This window comes from Pseudomonas fluorescens (assembly GCF_004683905.1).
GTDB classification, from domain to species: domain Bacteria; phylum Pseudomonadota; class Gammaproteobacteria; order Pseudomonadales; family Pseudomonadaceae; genus Aquipseudomonas; species Aquipseudomonas putida_A.
Map to the genome: position 1 here is coordinate 1,832,352 of NZ_CP038438.1, position 16,932 is coordinate 1,849,283.

Genomic DNA, 16,932 nt, shown 5'->3' on the forward strand with positions numbered 1-16,932 from the left:
ACAATAAGAAACCACGGCGGTAACGGCCCGTCGTGAGCCTTGCGAGCAAGTCTCACCGCGGAATGTCCGCTGGACGCAGTCTTGCGTAGCTGCACCGGGTATCCGGAAAGGCTACGCAAGCAGCAGTCACAGGTGGCGCGGCACTCATCAAGAGCGCAGCGCCGAATGCGCAGTACCTAACGAAGACGGTAAAAAGCATGAATCTTCACGAGTATCAGGGTAAGCAGCTGTTCGCTGAATACGGCCTGCCAGTTTCCACTGGTTACGCAGTAGACACCCCGGAAGCAGCAGCAGAAGCTTGCGACAAAATCGGCGGCAGCGAGTGGGTTGTCAAAGCCCAGGTCCACGCCGGTGGTCGCGGTAAAGCGGGCGGCGTCAAGCTGGTTCGCAACAAAGAAGACGCCAAGGCCTTCGCACAGCAGTGGCTGGGCAAGCGTCTGGTGACTTACCAGACTGACGCCAATGGTCAGCCAGTCACCAAGATCCTGGTTGAATCGTGCACTGATATCGCTAAAGAGCTGTACCTGGGCGCTGTCGTTGACCGTTCGAGCCGTCGCATCGTGTTCATGGCTTCCACCGAAGGTGGCGTGGACATCGAGAAAATCGCTCACGACACTCCAGAAAAAATTCTGAAAGCCACTATCGATCCACTGGTTGGCGCTCAGCCATTCCAGGGTCGCGAGCTGGCGTTCCAACTGGGTCTGGAAGGCAAGCAAGTTGCCCAGTTCGCCAAGATCTTCGTTGGTCTGGCCAAGCTGTTCCAGGATCACGATCTGGCCCTGCTGGAAGTGAACCCGCTGGTGATCAAGGCTGACGGCGATCTGCACTGCCTGGACGCCAAGATCAACATCGACGCCAACGCCATGTACCGTCAGCCTAAGCTGAAGACTTTCCACGATCCGTCGCAAGACGATCCGCGCGAAGCGCACGCTGCCAAGTTCGAACTGAACTACGTAGCCCTGGAAGGCAACATCGGCTGCATGGTCAACGGTGCCGGCCTGGCCATGGGTACCATGGACATCGTCAACCTGCACGGCGGCAAGCCAGCCAACTTCCTCGACGTAGGTGGTGGTGCTACCAAAGAACGCGTTACCGAAGCATTCAAAATCATTCTGTCCGACACCAACGTCGCTGCAGTACTGGTTAACATCTTCGGCGGCATCGTTCGCTGCGACATGATTGCCGAAGGCATCATCGGCGCCGTGAAAGAAGTCGGCGTGAAAATCCCGGTTGTTGTTCGCCTTGAAGGCAACAACGCTGAGCTGGGCGCTAAAGTACTGGCAGAAAGCGGTTTGAACATCATCGCTGCTACCAGCCTGACCGACGCTGCTCAACAAGTTGTCAAAGCTGCGGAGGGCAAATAATGAGCGTCCTGATCAATAAAGACACCAAAGTTATCTGCCAGGGTATTACCGGTTCGCAAGGTAGTTTCCACACCCAGCAAGCCATCGAATACGGCACCAAGATGGTTGGTGGCGTAACTCCGGGCAAAGGCGGCACCGAGCACCTGGGTCTGCCAGTGTTCAACACCGTTAAAGACGCAGTAGCTGCCACTGGCGCTACCGCCAGCGTGATCTACGTTCCGGCTCCTTTCTGCAAGGACTCGATCCTGGAAGCTGCTTTCGGCGGCATCAAGCTGATCGTCTGCATCACCGAAGGCATTCCTACCCTGGACATGCTGGACGCCAAAGTTAAGTGCGACGAGCTGGGTGTTACCCTGATCGGCCCTAACTGCCCAGGCGTGATCACCCCAGGCGAATGCAAGATCGGCATCATGCCAGGTCACATTCACTTGCCAGGCAAGGTCGGTATCGTTTCGCGTTCCGGCACCCTGACCTACGAAGCTGTGAAGCAGACCACTGACGCCGGTTTCGGTCAGTCGACCTGCGTCGGCATCGGTGGTGACCCGATCCCGGGTTCGAACTTCATCGACATCCTGAAGCTGTTCCAGGAAGACCCGAAGACCGAAGCGATCGTGATGATCGGCGAGATCGGCGGTTCGGCTGAAGAAGAAGCGGCTGCCTACATCAAGACACACGTGACCAAGCCGGTTGTTTCCTACATCGCTGGTGTGACTGCTCCTCCGGGCAAGCGCATGGGCCATGCTGGCGCAATCATCTCTGGCGGCAAAGGCACTGCAGACGAGAAATTCGCTGCGCTGCAAGACGCAGGCGTAAAAACCGTGCGTTCGCTGGCAGACATCGGCAAGGCCCTGGCCGAGCTGACCGGTTGGGCTGTCAAGTAAGCCTCGTGCTTGACTGACGCTTCACCAGACAAAGGCCACCTGCGGGTGGCCTTTGTTGTTTCTGGCATCTGCGTTTTAGCGGGCATTTGTGGTGAGGGGATTTATCCCCGATGGGCTGCGAAGCGGCTCCAAACCCGATGTATCCAGCCAATCGAAAAGCGCTACAAGTTCTCAATCAGGGCTGCTTCGGCCCATCGGGGATAAATCCCCTCACTACAGGGTTCGTGCTCTACCTACAGAGTTCCATGTAGGAAAAATAGATGCGTAAACGCGACACAGACACGTCGTGTATCGGATAGTTCGCCCTCAAACAGTGCGTTTGTCAGACAAATTCGTTAGGCTAGCAGCCATTTTTGCGTCTGCCGCCCACAAGGCATGCAACGCGCTAAACGGGTCAGTCTTATACGGACTGACAGCATTTCCCTAACCCCACAGGGAAATCCCCCTCTAAATTCCGATTCAGTAGTGTGGTATTTCCTTAATGAAAGTTTTGAAAGGTCAGGACATCCTGGCACTGGGCTTTATGACATTTGCCCTGTTCGTCGGGGCCGGCAACATCATTTTCCCGCCTATCGTCGGCCTGCAGTCCGGACCTAACGTCTGGATGGCGGCGCTGGGCTTCCTGATCACGGCCGTCGGTCTGCCGGTGGTCACCGTCGTCGCCCTGGCCAAGGTCGGTGGCGCGATGGATGCGCTGAGCAGCCCGATTGGCAAGATCGCCGGTGGTGTGCTCGCCGCGGCATGCTACCTGGCGGTCGGCCCGCTGTTCGCCACCCCGCGGACCGCGACCGTGTCGTTCGAAGTGGGACTCGCGCCGCTGACCGGCGAAAGCCCGCTGGCGCTGTTCCTCTACAGCTCGGTGTACTTCCTGCTGGTGTTCTTCATCTCGCTGTATCCCGGCCGTCTGCTCGATACCGTGGGGCGTTTCCTCGCGCCGCTGAAAATCATCGCCCTGGCGGTACTCGGCATCGCCGCGTTCGCCCTGCCGGCCGGTGATATCGGTCAGGCCACACCGGAATACGTCGCGGCACCGTTCTCCCAAGGCTTCATCAATGGTTACCTGACCATGGATACCCTCGGCGCGCTGGTGTTCGGTATCGTCATCGTCAACGCGATCCGCTCCCGTGGCGTCGAGTCGCCTGCGCTGATCACCCGTTACGCGATCATTGCCGGCCTCATCGCCGGTGTCGGTCTGGCGCTGGTGTACATCAGCCTGTTCCGCCTCGGCTCCGGCAGCCACGAAGTCGCGGTCGGTGCCACTAACGGCGCGGCGGTGCTGCATGCTTACGTGCAACACACCTTCGGTTCGCTGGGCAGCGGTTTCCTCGCGGTGCTGATCTCGCTGGCGTGCCTGGTGACCGCGGTCGGTCTGACCTGCGCCTGCGCTGAATACTTCAGCCGCGTGCTGCCGCTGTCCTACAAGACCCTGGTGATCATCCTCGCCGCGTTCTCGCTGCTGGTGTCCAACCTGGGCCTGACCAAGCTGATCGCGTTCTCGATCCCGGTGCTGACCGCGATCTACCCGCCGTGCATCGTTCTGGTGGCTCTGAGCTTCTGCAAGGACTTCTGGCATGAACACGGGCGGATCCTCGGCCCGGTCATGCTGGTGTCGTTCCTGTTCGGCACCATCGACGCGCTCAAGGGCGCCGGTCTGGCCGACTGGATGCCGTCGCAGCTGTCGCACCTGCCGCTGAGCGAGCAGGGTCTGGCGTGGCTGGTGCCATGCGTGATGACCCTGGTGGTCGCCGTGGTCTGTGATCGCCTGCTGGGCAAGCGCAGCGAAGCCGTTGCCTGACGTTGTCTGACCCGCCACAAACGGGTCTTCAGCGCTTAAACAGAAATGCCCCGTATCAATCGATACGGGGCATTTTTTATGGGCGTCTGGCAGTGTCTTTTTCCGCGAGCTAACGTCGAAGGGTTGCCGAAGTCTTAATGTAGGAGCGAGCAGGCTCGCTTCTACAGGTAGCATCCATACTCCACAGGGAATTGCATGTCGTTCATCCAAGCCAATCTGATCCACCTGCTGGCCGCGCTCTGGTTTGTCATCTGCTGGGGCGGCTACACCCGTTATGCGTCGTGGAAGGCCCGCGACACCGCGTGCCTCGCCAGCGTGCTGCACCTGTATCGCGAAGACTGGATGCGCCGCATGCTGCTGCGTGACAACCGTATTGCCGACGCCAGCGTGATCGGTAATCTGGAGCGTAACGCCTCGTTCTTCGCCTCCAGCACTCTGATCATCCTCGCCGGCATTCTCACCGTGCTCGGTGCGTCCGAACGCGCCGTGTCGCTGCTGGCGGATATCCCGATGGTGCAGCAGGCGTCGCAGGGCATGTCGGAGATCAAGTTGCTGTGTCTGGCGCTGGTGTTCGTCTATGCGTTCTTCACCTTCAGTTGGTGCATGCGTCAGTACAACTTTGCTGCGGTGCTGGTCGGTTCCGCGCCGATGATCGGTGAGCGTCAGGTCTCGGAGCAGGAGCGCAAGGCGTTCGCACTGCGGGCGGCGCGGGTGATTTCGATGGCGGCGAACCAGTTCAACTTCGGTCTGCGCTCTTATTACTTCGGCATGAGCATGCTGGCGTGGTTTGTCAGCCCGTGGCTGTTCATGTTGATGAGTGCCGGGGTGGTCATCGTGTTGTACCGCCGCGAGTTTCATTCCGACGTGCTGGATGTGATGGTCTATACCCCTACAGAGGCACCATTGCCCGAAACCTATAAAGAGGCTGCTTGATGAGTATTCCGTTCTGGTGTGTGTTTATCAGTGCACTGTTGATTTACATCGCGCGCATGCCGGTGGGCAAGGCCATGAAAGAGCAGGGTGGTTACAACAACCATCTACCGCGCCAACAGCAGGCGCAACTCACTGGCTATGGCGCGCGGGCGCTGGCGGCGCACCAGAACTGCATCGAAGCGTTCATCCTGTTCGCCGTGGGTGTGCTGATGGCGCACACCACGCAAACCCAAGGCTGGTTGATTGATGCGCTGGCGATCATCTTTGTGATCGCGCGAATTCTTTACGTGTGGTTATACCTGGCGGATAAACCATCCCTGCGCAGCCTGGTGTGGCTGGTCGGCCTGATCTGCAGTTTGTTGCTGATGATTAGTCCGACTTTTAGAACCGTATTGCTCTAAGAAAGCCTCTAAGCCAAGACTGACAAAAAATCACAGGCAAAAGAAAACCCGCACTTGGCGGGTTTTCTTTTACTGCATCAAGTCGCAATTATTGCTTCTTGGCAGCTTCTTCCTGAGCAGCTTGATTCGATTCAGCCTGAGCTTTGGCAGCTTCGGCGTTTTCTTTTGCTGCGTCGTTCACTTTATCCTGAGCTTTGTTCATGTCTTGCTGAGCTTGCTCAGCATGTTGGTTTGCATCTTGAGCTTTGTCCTCGGATTTTTTATCGCAGGCAGCGAGACCGAGGGAAGCGGTCAACATCAAGGCAATAGCTAAAGTCTTACGCATGGGGTGTTTCTCCTTATGGAAAATAACTACTGGCCTTAAGAGCGCAGCGCCAAAGGTTAAGTTCCTCATTTCCTTCAGATATATAAGTTTGTTTTTTAGTGGAACTTTTGCGGTATTTCCTACTACTGGCACAAGGCTCTAACGAGAGTAATTATCAAATGGCTGAAAACCCCGTTTTTGAGCGCGCGACACGATTTCTTTCGGCCCTGCGCCATTGTCAGGTGCTCGGTTTGACGGTACACAGCGCCAGCAGCGAAGGGCTGACGGTGAGGTTGCCGTACAGCGCGCAAATCGTCGGCAATCCACAGACCGGGGTCATCCACGGCGGTGCCATTACTTCGCTGATGGACACCGCGTGCGGCATGTCCACGTTGTGCGTGCTGGCGGAGTTCGAAGTCTGCCCGACCCTGGACCTGCGTATCGACTACATGCACGCCGCCGAGCCGAACAAGGACGTCTATGGCTTTGCCCAGTGTTACCGGGTCACCACCGATGTGATCTTCGCCCGCGGCTTTGCCTATCAGGATGATCCGCAGCAACCGATCGCCCATGTCGTCGGCACATTCATGCGCATGGGCAAGGGCCTGAAGGGCACTCACGGGTTTGGCGGCACGATCAAAGGAGAGCTCTCATGAGCGATGACTGGAAGCAACAATTGCTGCTGGCCCACGCCCAGGGCGATTACGCACCGCTGCTGGGGATGATTCCCTACGCCGGGCTGATCGGCGTCGAATGCTCGCGAGTCGGTGATGAATTGCTGTTCAAGCTGCCGGCGAATAAGGACAACATTGGTAACCCTTTATTGCCAGCCATTCACGGCGGGGTGATCGCCGGGTTCATGGAGCTGGCGGCCGCGTTGCATCTGCTGATCTTCACCGGGGCGCCCGGGGTGCCGAAGATCATCGACTTCTCTCTGGATTACCTGCGCGCCGGGCAGTTTCGCGACACCTGGGCCAAGTGTCAGGTCTGTCGCCAGGGCCGGCGCGTGGCCAACGTCGCCATCACGGCCTGGCAAAGCACCGAGAGCGAACCGATTGCCACCGCCCGTGCACATTTCAAAATTGATGAGCCCTTGAAATCCTGAACGCTGCCCCCAACTCAGTGAACAACCCGCCGCCGACCCCTCTGGATCGCGGCCACTGCCATCTGATTGGAGTTTGATGACCATGAGTGTGGAAACTCAAAAGGAAACCCTGGGCTTCCAGACCGAGGTAAAGCAGCTGCTGCACCTCATGATCCATTCGCTGTATTCCAACAAGGAAATCTTCCTTCGCGAATTGATCTCGAACGCCTCTGACGCTGTCGACAAGCTGCGCTTCGAAGCCCTGGCCAAGCCTGAGTTGCTCGAAGGTGGCGCTGAACTGAAAATCCGTGTGAGCTTCGACAAGGACGCCAAGACCGTCACCCTCGAAGACAACGGTATCGGCATGAACCGTGACGATGTGATCACCCACCTGGGGACCATCGCCAAGTCGGGCACCGCCGATTTCATGAAGAATCTCTCGGGCGATCAGAAAAAAGATTCGCACCTGATCGGCCAATTCGGTGTCGGCTTCTACTCGGCCTTCATCGTGGCTGACAAAGTCGACGTGTACAGCCGTCGCGCCGGCACTCCTGCCAGCGAAGGCGTGCACTGGTCGTCGAAAGGCGAGGGCGAGTTTGAAGTCGCCACCATCGACAAGCCAGAGCGCGGCACCCGCATCGTCCTGCACCTGAAGTCCGCTGAAGACGAGTTCGCCGACGGCTGGCGTCTGCGCAACATCATCAAGAAATACTCCGACCACATCGCGCTGCCGATCGAACTGCCGAAAGAAGTCACTGCCGCTGAAGGCGAAGAGAAGCCTGCCGTTGAATGGGAAACCGTCAACCGCGCCAGCGCCCTGTGGACCCGTCCGCGCACTGAAGTGAAGGACGAGGAATACCAGGAGTTCTACAAGCACATCGCTCACGACTTCGAAAATCCGCTGGCCTGGAGCCACAACAAAGTCGAAGGCAAGCTCGAGTACAGCTCGCTGCTGTACGTGCCGGCCCGCGCGCCGTTCGACCTGTACCAGCGTGAAGCGCCGAAAGGCCTGAAGCTGTACGTGCAGCGCGTGTTCGTGATGGATCAGGCCGAGTCGTTCCTGCCGCTGTACCTGCGCTTCATCAAGGGTGTGGTCGATTCCAACGACCTGTCGCTGAACGTGTCGCGGGAAATCCTGCAGAAAGACCCGATCATCGACTCGATGAAGTCGGCGCTGACCAAGCGCGTGCTGGACATGCTGGAAAAACTGGCGAAGAACGAGCCTGAGCAATACAAGGGCTTCTGGAAAAACTTCGGTCAGGTCATGAAAGAAGGCCCGGCAGAAGATTTCGCCAACAAGGAAAAAATTGCCGGTCTGCTGCGTTTCGCATCGACCCAAGGCGACGACGGCGAGCAAGTTGTCGGTCTGGCTGACTACCTGGCGCGCGCCAAGGAAGGTCAGGACAAGATCTACTACCTCACCGGCGAAACCTACGCGCAGGTCAAGAACAGCCCGCACCTGGAAGTCTTCCGCAAGAAAGGCATCGAAGTGCTGCTGCTGACCGACCGTATCGACGAGTGGCTGATGAGCTACCTCAGCGAATTCGACGGCAAGACCTTTGTCGACGTGGCACGCGGTGATCTTGATCTGGGCAACCTGGACTCGGAAGAGGACAAGAAAGCTGCAGAAGAAGTCGCCAAGTCCAAAGAAGGTCTGGTCGAGCGCCTGAAAACCGCGCTGGGCGACTCCGTTGCCGAGGTTCGCGTCTCTCACCGTCTGACCGATTCGCCAGCCATTCTGGCCATCGGCGAACAGGACCTGGGCCTGCAAATGCGCCAGATCCTCGAAGCCAGCGGACAGAAAGTGCCGGAGTCGAAGCCGATTTTCGAATTCAACCCGAGTCACCCGCTGATCGAGAAACTCGACGGCGAGCAGAACGAAGGGCGTTTTGGCGACCTGTCGCACATCCTCTTCGATCAGGCCGCCCTGGCGGCTGGCGAAAGCTTGAAAGACCCGGCCGCTTACGTGACCCGTCTGAACAAGCTGCTGGTTGAACTGTCAGCTTGATCACGTTGTAGAAAAACCCGCTTCGGCGGGTTTTTTCATTCTGGTGTTTAACTAATCAGGAGTCAGAAATGAGCCAAGTTACTGTACGTTCCGTGGTCTATCAGCTGGATGGCCAGCCCTATGAAGGTCGTCTGGCGTTCGACGCCGAGCACAAGGGCGCGCGCCCGGGCCTGCTGATGGCGCCGAACTGGATGGGTGTCAGCGCCGGTGCGGAGGAGATCGCCAAGTCGGTCGCGGCCAAGGGCTACGTGGTGTTGATTGCTGACGTGTATGGCCAGGCAGTACGTCCGCAGAACGCTGACGAGGCCGGCGCGGCGATGATGCCGCTGAAGAACGATCGTGCACTGCTGCGCAAGCGCATGCAGGCAGCGTTCGAGCAGTTGCAGAAGCAGGGCGAGGCAGCGGTCGATACCTCGAAGCTGGCGGTGTTCGGGTTCTGCTTCGGTGGTTGCTGTGCACTGGACCTGGCGCGCACCGGTGCACCAGTGAAGGCGGCGGTGTCGTTCCACGGTACGCTGGACTCGCCGAATCCGGCGGACGCAAAGAACATCAAGGGCTCGGTGCTGGTACTGCACGGTGCCTCCGACCCGCTGGTGCCGAAGGAGCAATTGCCGGCGTTCGAAGATGAAATGAACGCGGCGAAGGTCGATTGGCAGTTGCTCAGCTACGGCGGTGCGGTGCATTCGTTTACCGATCCGCATGCCAATGTGCCGGGCAAGATGATGTACGACGCGAAGACCGCCAAGCGTGCGTTCAAGTCGATGCATGATTTGCTGGATGAAGTGTTCAAAGCCTGAAGCCTGGAAAGCTAAAAGCCCCCTCACCCTAACCCTCTCCCAAAGGGAGAGGGGACTGATCGGGGGATGCTCAAGGATTACGCCGACCTGAAAGTGCCTTAGTGAATCCATAATCGCCAGGATTTTTCAGGTCGATGTATGACGCCAGATACCTCGGTCGGCTCCCTCTCCCTCTGGGAGAGGGCTGGGGTGAGGGTAAAGACTTAACGCGGCAATTCAATCCGCTCCACTTCCCCCGGCACCGTCGGCCAATCCCCGGCCGCCCACTTGTGCCGCGCCTCATCGATCGCCGCCGGATCGCTCGCGACAAAATTCCAGTTGATCCGCCGAGGCCCGTCCAGCGGCGCGCCGCCAAACACCACCGCGTGCACGTCACTCTCGGCGAACAGGCTCATCTGTTCCCCGGCCGGCAACACCGCCAGCGCATGGGGTTCGAGGGGCTCGCCATTCAACTGCGCATCGCCACTCAGCACATAAATCGCGCGTTCTTCGTGCTCGGTCGGGATCAGCAAAGTGGTCGCGGTCTGCATCTTTACTTCGGCGTACAGCGTAGGAGAAAGCACCGGCACTGGCGATTCCAGGCAAAAGCCTGACCCGGCGATCATCCGGATCTGCACACCAAGGTTATCGCTGACCGGCAAGGTTGCCGCCGGGTGATGGCTGTAATGTCCCGGACCTTGCTCGTGATCCTTGGGCGAAGCGAGCCAGATCTGCAAGCCGTGCATGGTGAAGCTTTGCTCCCACAGCGGCTCGGGCGTGCGCTCGACGTGGGCAATCGCACTGCCCGCGGTCATCCAGCTGACATCGCCAGCACTGACCACCTGATCGGAGCCGAGGCTGTCCTTGTGCTGGATTTGCCCTTCGAACAGGTAGGTCAGGGTCGACAGACCAATGTGCGGATGCTGTCGGATGTTCATGCCTTTGCCCGTCGGATAAACCGTTTCGAGCATGTGGTCGAAAAACACGAAAGGCCCGATGCTGCGGCATTTGGCTGACGGCAGCGGGCGCAGGATCGGCTGGCCTTCGACGTCTTCGGCGCGCGGGCGGATGATCAGTGGTTGCGTATCCATGGTGCATTCCAGGCTGAGCGGGTGATGCCAGAAGCATAACCCGCCGCTGGCAAGAGGGTGATTACTGGCTGTCGAAGCCTTGTGGGGCGTGGGTTTCGATGCTGACGTCGGTGGTAGTCATCAGTTTGTGGATCGGGCAGCGATCAGCCACGCGCAGTAACTCTTCACGCTGGGCATCGTTGAGGACGCCCTTGAGGGTAAGCGTCACGTGCAGGGCGTATTTGCCTTTCTGCTCTTCGCTGTTGTCGCGTTTGACCTCGACACCCACGCCGGTCAGCGGGATGTCTTTCTTCTTTGCGTACATCTTCAGGGTCAGTGCCTTGCAGGCACCGAGCGCGGCGTCGAAGTAGTCGTGTGGCTCGGGGGCCGAGCCTTCGCCGCCGGCAGACTTCGGCACGTCGGCAAACAATTCATGGTCATCGATCTGTACGGTGTGACGAAAACCTTCGGCGGAGACGGTATTGACGGTAACAGTCATGGCAACCTCACTGGCAGTAGGAAAAGTCGTGCGATCAAAAAAGACCTTGCAGTTATAGAGCATTCCTACAGAGCCGCGTTCCACTTTCCTGCAGGATGAACCCTTGTGATCGGCTCAGGGTCTAGGCTATGCCTACCTGCCGGAGATTACTTGTGTCCTTGTTTCGTTTGAGTCTTGCCTGCCTGCTGGCATTCGCCGGTAGCGCCAGCGCCCGCGATTACACCTACAGCGATGCGCACTTGCACTACGTGGATTTTTTCCAGGAAACCGCCGGCATGGCGAAATTGCTCACGGCCATGCAGGACAATTCCATCGACCATGTGATGATTTCCGGTATTCCCGTGGCGAAGAAGTGGCACGAGGACGAACCCAAGCGTCCGCGCTATTACGCCGGCGATGATGCCGATGCCTACTGGTACAGCGCCACCGATGTGATCGTTGCCGATGCCGTGCAAAAGCTGACTTCGGAGCAGCGACTGCACTTCCATCCGTTCCTTTCAGGCTTCAACCCCAATGACAAGAACTCCGCCGCGCACATCCAGCGCATGCTCGATCTGTATCCGGGGCTGTGGCAGGGCATTGGTGAAGTGTTCACCCGCCATGATGACTTGACGGCGTTGACCGCCGGCGACACGCCACGGGCCAATAACGAGGCGATGAAGCGGATTTATCACCTGGCTGCCGAAAACGATCTGCCAGTGATGCTGCATTCCAACATCACCTCCAAGCGTGAGAAAAATCCACTGTACTTGAAGGAAATCGAAGAACCCCTGCGTAATCACCCGCACACCCGGTTCATCTGGGCGCACGCCGGCACCAGCGCGGAAATTCATCGGCACCAGACGCAACTCGATTTTCTCCTGCCCACGGTGAGTCGGATGCTTGAGGCTTATCCGAATCTGTACATCGATCTGTCGTGGAGCATGCTCACACCGTACCTGCTGGACGAGCAGGGCAAGCCGCGTGCGGAATGGCTGGCCTTGGTCGAGAAATACCCTGAGCGCTTCATGCTAGGTTCGGATGTTGTAGGTCGATTCACCAAGCTCGGTCAGGAAATGCGCAGCTTCACGCCGTTCCTTGATGCCTTGCCTGAAGAAATTGCGCGTAAGGTCGCCCGGGATAACTTCCTGGCGATATTGCCGCGAACAGCGGCAAAGTCCGGGAAACCGCGCTGAATCGTTAATGCCGAGGGTTCGAAGTATCAAGGCCTTTTGATATCACCTTTTGGTCTTACGCAAATTATCGCCGGGCCGATACCTTCTAAAGCAACCAGCTGCAGGGTTGATGCAGCGCTTTTGGAAGGAACCAGAGTCATGAGCATCCGTAGTCTCAATATCGCGCCGCGAGCCGGCCTGGGTTTTGGTGTGTTGGCGCTGATGGTGTTTGCCCTTGGGGCGTTCGCCCTGCTGCAAATGGCGAACATGCGCGCCCAGTCTGATGAGGTCGACAACAACTGGCTGCCGAGCGTGATGGCGGTCGGCGAGATGAGTCAGGACATGTTGCGCCTGCGTGCGCTGACCATGCGCCTGCTGCTCAATCGCGACCCGCAGGCGCTGGCGCAGAATGTCGCCAAGCTCAATGACCTGCGCGGTGTCTTGAGCGAAGCGCAACAACGCTATGACGTGTTGATCGTGCTGCCCGAAGAGCGCAAGTTGTTCGACCGCTTCAAGGTCGCCGAGCACCAGTACCTGGAGTTTCAGGCGCAGGTCATGCAGTTGTCCGCACAGAATCGGGTGGAGGAGGCGGCGGCGATTCTCAACGGTGAAATGAGCCCGTTGGCCGACGACATGGCGGCCACCCTGAAGGAGCTGGTCGAGCTGAACAAGCACAACGCCAACCTTGCCACCGAAGCCGCGCGCCTGGTTTTCATCAATTCGCGGGTGTGGGTCGGGGTGATGATTGGCATTACCGCATTGATCACCATCGGTCTGGCGTTGTTGCTGACCCGCAGCATCGTCCTGCCGCTGGCGCAATCACTGGGCGTGGCGGAAGTGGTGGCCGGCGGTGATCTGACGGGCGATATCAACATCTCCGGCAAGGACGAACCGGCGCGGCTGCTGCAGGCGCTGAAAAGCATGCAGCACAACCTGCGCGACACCATTCGGCAGATTTCCGAATCGTCCAGCCAGTTGGCGTCCGCCTCGGAGGAACTGAGTTGCGTCACCGAGGACGCCACGCGCGGGCTGCACCAGCAAAGCCTGGAGATCGAGCAGGCCGCCACGGCGGTCAATCAGATGACCGCTGCCGTGGAAGAGGTCGCGAGCAACGCCGTGGCGACTTCCGAAGCGTCGCGCGAATCTGACCGGATTGCCCAGCATGGGCGCGAGCAGGTCAACCAGACGGTGACTTCGATCCAGTCCCTGGCTGACGACGTCACGTCCAATGCCACGCAGGTCGAGGATCTGGCGCAGAAGGTTCACGGCATCAGCAAAGTGCTCGACGTGATCCGCTCGATTGCCGAGCAGACCAATCTGCTGGCATTGAACGCAGCGATCGAGGCGGCGCGGGCTGGGGATGCCGGGCGTGGCTTCGCGGTGGTGGCCGATGAGGTGCGGGCGCTGGCCCATCGCACTCAGCAATCGACCCAGGAAATCGAGCAGATGATCGGTGGCATCCAGCAGGGTACCGATTCGGCGGTCAGTTCGATGCAACAGAGCAGCGTCCGCGCCAATTCGACCCTGGAGCTGGCCAAGGCTGCGGGGTTGGCGCTGGAGGAAATCGCCTCGGCATTCACCTTGATCAATGAACGCAACCTTGTGATCGCCAGCGCCTCGGAAGAGCAGGCGGCGGTGGCGCGGGAGGTGGACCGCAACCTGATGAACATCCGCGATCTGGCGATGCAGACGTCTGCGGGGGCAAATCAGACCAGTGCGGCAAGCCAGGAGTTGTCGCGGCTGGCGGTGGATTTGAACAATATGGTGGCCAGATTTTCGGTCTGAGCTGACCCTTGACGATTGCACTCACCCCCTGTGGGAGCGGGCTTGCTCGCGAAGGTGTTGTATCAGATACATCTTCGTTAGCTGGCAGGCCGCCTTCGCGAGCAAGCCCGCTCCCACAGTATTTGTGTGTCGCCTGGGAATCGCAGGCACAAAAAAGCCCCGCATCTGCGGGGCTTTCGGTGTAGCGGCAGATCAGCTGCCTTTAACGGTTTTGCCGTTGACCGTGCCGTCCTGGAGCATGATGTTGTACTCCTTGCCGTCGGTTTCAACCTGTTGCAGGCGGACCAGCAGGTAATCCCAGTCCTTGGCGAACCACAGCACAGTGATGCGCTTGCTTTGTGTCGGGTCACGCACGCGCTCGACCTTGATTGCATCGATCTTGCCGGCCTTGGTGTCGACTTTCTCGGCACCCAATACACGGAAGTCATAGGTGTCGACTTCACCGTCGTCGACCACCTGATAGCTCATGGTCTTTTTGCCGGAGGCGACGTCGTGCTGCAGCGCCAGTTGATAGGTCGACTTGTCGACCATGCCACGGTTCAGCGGGATCTTCACCGCGTCGCCCCGGTCAGTGCCGGTGACCATCTTGCTGTTCCAGTCGAAGTCCAGATCAGCCTTTTTTGCTTTGCCCAGACCGCCACGTTCGAAGTGGTAGGACTGTGGCAGCAGGGTGTCCTTGTCCAGGGTCAGCGTGCTTTCTTCGGTCAGGCTGGCGATCATCATCGACGCTTTGAAGCTGAGTTTCCAGACGCCGTTGGCTTCCTTGGTCAGGCTGCGTTCGGCGGTGCCGCTCATGGGCAACTGTTTCCAGTCGGCGGTGTAGCTGGCGGAGAACGGTTGAAGGTCTGCCGCCTGCGCGAAAGGCAGGGCGAGCAGAGCGCAAGCGAAGAGCAGGGCGCGACGCATAAAATCTCCTAGTGTCGAATCAAGTGGCCGCTGGCCGCGAGTAACTGGCCATCCAGTAAAGCACCTTGCTCACCGAGTGCCAGTCGGCCTTCGGCAAACCAGCGTACAGCCATCGGATAGATCAGGTGTTCCTGGACATGCACTCGCTGCGCAAGTGTCTGCGGCGTGTCGTGCAACTCTACCGGTATTACTGCCTGTACGACCAGTGGTCCACCATCGAGTTCCTCGGTGACGAAGTGCACGGAGCAGCCGTGCTCCGCATCGCCGGCCTCGAGCGCGCGCTGATGAGTGTGTAACCCTTTGTATTTGGGCAGCAGCGACGGGTGGATATTGAGCAGACGACCCTGATAGTGGCGCACGAAATCAGCGCTGAGAATACGCATGAAGCCGGCCAGTACCACGAGTTTTGGTTTGAATTCGTCGATCAGTTCGATCAGGGCAGCATCGAAGGCCTCGCGACCTTCGAAAGCCTTGTGATCCAGCGAGCGGGTGGCGATACCCGCGTCACTGGCGCGTTGCAGGCCATAGGCGTCGGCGCGGTTGGAAATCACCGCAGCGATGCGGACCGGGCTGTCGCCGGTCCGCGTGCTGTCGATCAGAGCCTGCAAGTTACTGCCGGTGCCGGACAACAGCACCACGACATCACAGGTTGCGGACATTAATGAGCCTTAAGGTTCTGCAGATCAACCTGGGCAGCGCCTTCGGCAGCGGCAGCGATCTGGCCGATGACCCAAGGCTGTTCGCCGGCGTCACGCAGGGTGTTCAGGGCCACTTCAACGTGCTCCTGAGCCACGCAGATCACCATGCCCACGCCGCAGTTCAGTACGCGGTGCATTTCGGTCTCGTCGACGTTGCCTTTCTCTTGCAGCCAGTCGAAGACCGCCGGGCGAGTCCAGCTGGCCACGTCAACCACGGCCTGAGCGCCTTTTGGCAGAACGCGCGGAATGTTGTCCAGCAGGCCGCCACCGGTGATGTGGGCCATGGCTTTGACCGCGCCGGTGTCTTTGATCAGCTTGAGCAGCGGCTTCACGTAGATGCGGGTCGGGGCCATCAGCAGTTCGGTCAGTGGCTTGCCGTCGAGCTGAACGGTTTCAATGTCGGCACCCGACACTTCGATGATCTTGCGGATCAGCGAGTAGCCGTTGGAGTGCGGGCCGGACGATGGCAGGGCGATCAGCGCATCACCGGTGGCGACTTTCGAGCCGTCGATGATTTCGGCTTTTTCCACGACGCCGACGCAGAAGCCGGCCAGATCGTAGTCTTCGCCTTCGTACATGCCAGGCATTTCAGCGGTTTCGCCGCCGACCAGGGAGCAGCCAGCCAGTTCGCAGCCTGCACCGATACCGGTGACCACGGTGGCAGCTACGTCGACGTTCAGCTTGCCCGTGGCGTAGTAGTCGAGGAAGAACAGCGGTTCTGCGCCGCACACCACCAGATCGTTGACGCACATGGCGACCAGGTCCTGGCCGATGCTGTCGTGCTTGTTCAGGTTCAGCGCCAGGCGCAGCTTGGTGCCGACGCCATCAGTACCGGAAACCAGCACCGGCTGTTTGTAACCGGCCGGGATCTCGCAGAGGGCGCCGAAACCGCCCAGGCCGCCCATGACTTCCGGGCGCGCAGTGCGCTTGGCGACGCTCTTGATGCGTTCGACCAATGCTTCACCGGCGTCGATGTCTACACCGGCGTCCTTGTAGCTCAGGGAGGGTTGCTTGCTCATGATCCAGGCCTTTAGGGGAGGGGATTCAGGGGTAACGACCGAGTTCAGCGGGAACATCGAAATCGAGAGGGCGATGGCCTTACGCGAATTTCGGGGTGCCCGGCTGTTGCCGGTCTGCGAAGGCGCGCGATTTTATCAGGCTTGAGGGGCAGCGGCCATCCTCGCGCCGACGGGCAGGGGCATAATCGACTGAAATTTTTTGCAATTGTGCCGGGCGGCTGCCTGTATAAGGTGTGCCGATTAACCGTCTATCGT

General features: G+C 59.1%; 17 protein-coding genes. 11 read left to right on the forward strand and 6 right to left on the reverse strand.

What is annotated here, in order from left to right; translation table 11 throughout:
• Window positions 1-197 precede the first annotated feature (197 nt).
• From sucC to E4T63_RS08360, 5 genes are all read left to right on the forward strand, one after another.
• Window positions 198-1,364, forward strand: coding sequence for an ADP-forming succinate--CoA ligase subunit beta (sucC, locus tag E4T63_RS08340; RefSeq protein ID WP_003223015.1), 1,167 nt, complete (start codon window positions 198-200; stop codon window positions 1,362-1,364).
• A complete protein-coding gene (gene sucD / locus E4T63_RS08345; RefSeq protein WP_135295242.1) occupies window positions 1,364-2,245 on the forward strand; it encodes a succinate--CoA ligase subunit alpha in 882 nt (293 codons plus the stop codon). The genes sucC and sucD overlap by 1 nt, the downstream gene beginning before the upstream one ends.
• 481 nt (window positions 2,246-2,726) lie before the next feature.
• Window positions 2,727-4,040: a branched-chain amino acid transport system II carrier protein gene (gene brnQ / locus E4T63_RS08350; protein ID WP_027614038.1), complete on the forward strand. Its 1,314-nt coding sequence runs from the start codon at window positions 2,727-2,729 to the stop codon at window positions 4,038-4,040.
• Between the two features lie 195 nt (window positions 4,041-4,235).
• Window positions 4,236-4,973 (forward strand): DUF599 domain-containing protein, encoded by a 738-nt coding sequence (locus E4T63_RS08355; RefSeq protein WP_135295243.1) that lies wholly within the window; start codon window positions 4,236-4,238, stop codon window positions 4,971-4,973.
• Window positions 4,973-5,374 (forward strand): MAPEG family protein, encoded by a 402-nt coding sequence (locus tag E4T63_RS08360; RefSeq protein WP_007962864.1) that lies wholly within the window; start codon window positions 4,973-4,975, stop codon window positions 5,372-5,374. Before E4T63_RS08355 ends, E4T63_RS08360 begins: the two co-directional genes overlap by 1 nt.
• Window positions 5,375-5,462: 88 nt before the next feature.
• Here E4T63_RS08360 and E4T63_RS08365 read toward each other — a convergent pair whose 3' ends face one another.
• Window positions 5,463-5,699, reverse strand: a complete 237-nt coding sequence (locus E4T63_RS08365) for a hypothetical protein (RefSeq protein ID WP_007962865.1) — start codon at window positions 5,697-5,699, stop codon at window positions 5,463-5,465.
• Window positions 5,700-5,857: 158 nt separating this feature from the next.
• Between E4T63_RS08365 and E4T63_RS08370 the strand changes: the two genes are divergently transcribed.
• The 4 genes from E4T63_RS08370 to E4T63_RS08385 all read left to right on the forward strand — a co-directional run bounded on the left by E4T63_RS08370 (window position 5,858) and on the right by E4T63_RS08385 (window position 9,567).
• Window positions 5,858-6,334, forward strand: a complete 477-nt coding sequence (locus E4T63_RS08370; RefSeq protein WP_098967875.1) for a PaaI family thioesterase — start codon at window positions 5,858-5,860, stop codon at window positions 6,332-6,334.
• The gene (locus E4T63_RS08375; RefSeq protein ID WP_064586638.1) at window positions 6,331-6,783 is read left to right on the forward strand and encodes a PaaI family thioesterase; all 453 of its coding nucleotides are present in this window, start codon (window positions 6,331-6,333) and stop codon (window positions 6,781-6,783) included. The genes E4T63_RS08370 and E4T63_RS08375 overlap by 4 nt, the downstream gene beginning before the upstream one ends.
• An 82-nt stretch (window positions 6,784-6,865) precedes the next feature.
• Window positions 6,866-8,770, forward strand: coding sequence for a molecular chaperone HtpG (htpG, locus tag E4T63_RS08380; protein WP_047600274.1), 1,905 nt, complete (start codon window positions 6,866-6,868; stop codon window positions 8,768-8,770).
• Window positions 8,771-8,838: 68 nt separating this feature from the next.
• On the forward strand, window positions 8,839-9,567 hold the full coding sequence (locus E4T63_RS08385; RefSeq protein WP_135295244.1) for a dienelactone hydrolase family protein: 729 nt from the start codon (window positions 8,839-8,841) through the stop codon (window positions 9,565-9,567).
• 203 nt (window positions 9,568-9,770) lie between these two features.
• Here E4T63_RS08385 and E4T63_RS08390 read toward each other — a convergent pair whose 3' ends face one another.
• Together E4T63_RS08390 and E4T63_RS08395 are read right to left on the reverse strand one after the other, a co-directional pair.
• Window positions 9,771-10,637 (reverse strand): pirin family protein, encoded by an 867-nt coding sequence (locus E4T63_RS08390; protein WP_135295245.1) that lies wholly within the window; start codon window positions 10,635-10,637, stop codon window positions 9,771-9,773.
• A gap of 61 nt (window positions 10,638-10,698) precedes the next feature.
• A complete protein-coding gene (locus E4T63_RS08395) occupies window positions 10,699-11,115 on the reverse strand; it encodes an OsmC family protein (RefSeq protein WP_098968490.1) in 417 nt (138 codons plus the stop codon).
• Between the two features lie 128 nt (window positions 11,116-11,243).
• Between E4T63_RS08395 and E4T63_RS08400 the strand changes: the two genes are divergently transcribed.
• Together E4T63_RS08400 and E4T63_RS08405 are read left to right on the forward strand one after the other, a co-directional pair.
• Window positions 11,244-12,290 carry an amidohydrolase family protein gene (locus E4T63_RS08400; protein ID WP_432431701.1) on the forward strand — a complete coding sequence of 349 codons (1,047 nt, stop codon included), beginning with the start codon at window positions 11,244-11,246 and terminating at the stop codon, window positions 12,288-12,290.
• Window positions 12,291-12,428: 138 nt separating this feature from the next.
• The gene (locus E4T63_RS08405) at window positions 12,429-14,054 is read left to right on the forward strand and encodes a methyl-accepting chemotaxis protein (protein ID WP_135295247.1); all 1,626 of its coding nucleotides are present in this window, start codon (window positions 12,429-12,431) and stop codon (window positions 14,052-14,054) included.
• A gap of 192 nt (window positions 14,055-14,246) precedes the next feature.
• Here E4T63_RS08405 and E4T63_RS08410 read toward each other — a convergent pair whose 3' ends face one another.
• From E4T63_RS08410 to purM, 3 genes are read right to left on the reverse strand one after another with little or no spacing between them, the layout of a single operon-like run.
• Entirely contained in the window at window positions 14,247-14,960 is a 714-nt protein-coding gene (locus E4T63_RS08410; RefSeq protein ID WP_027614049.1) for a DUF3108 domain-containing protein, read from the reverse strand.
• An 8-nt stretch (window positions 14,961-14,968) separates the two neighbouring features.
• Window positions 14,969-15,619 carry a phosphoribosylglycinamide formyltransferase gene (gene purN, locus E4T63_RS08415; RefSeq protein ID WP_047600250.1) on the reverse strand — a complete coding sequence of 217 codons (651 nt, stop codon included), beginning with the start codon at window positions 15,617-15,619 and terminating at the stop codon, window positions 14,969-14,971.
• A complete protein-coding gene (gene purM, locus E4T63_RS08420; RefSeq protein WP_027614051.1) occupies window positions 15,619-16,677 on the reverse strand; it encodes a phosphoribosylformylglycinamidine cyclo-ligase in 1,059 nt (352 codons plus the stop codon). The genes purN and purM overlap by 1 nt, the downstream gene beginning before the upstream one ends.
• Window positions 16,678-16,932 lie beyond the last annotated feature (255 nt).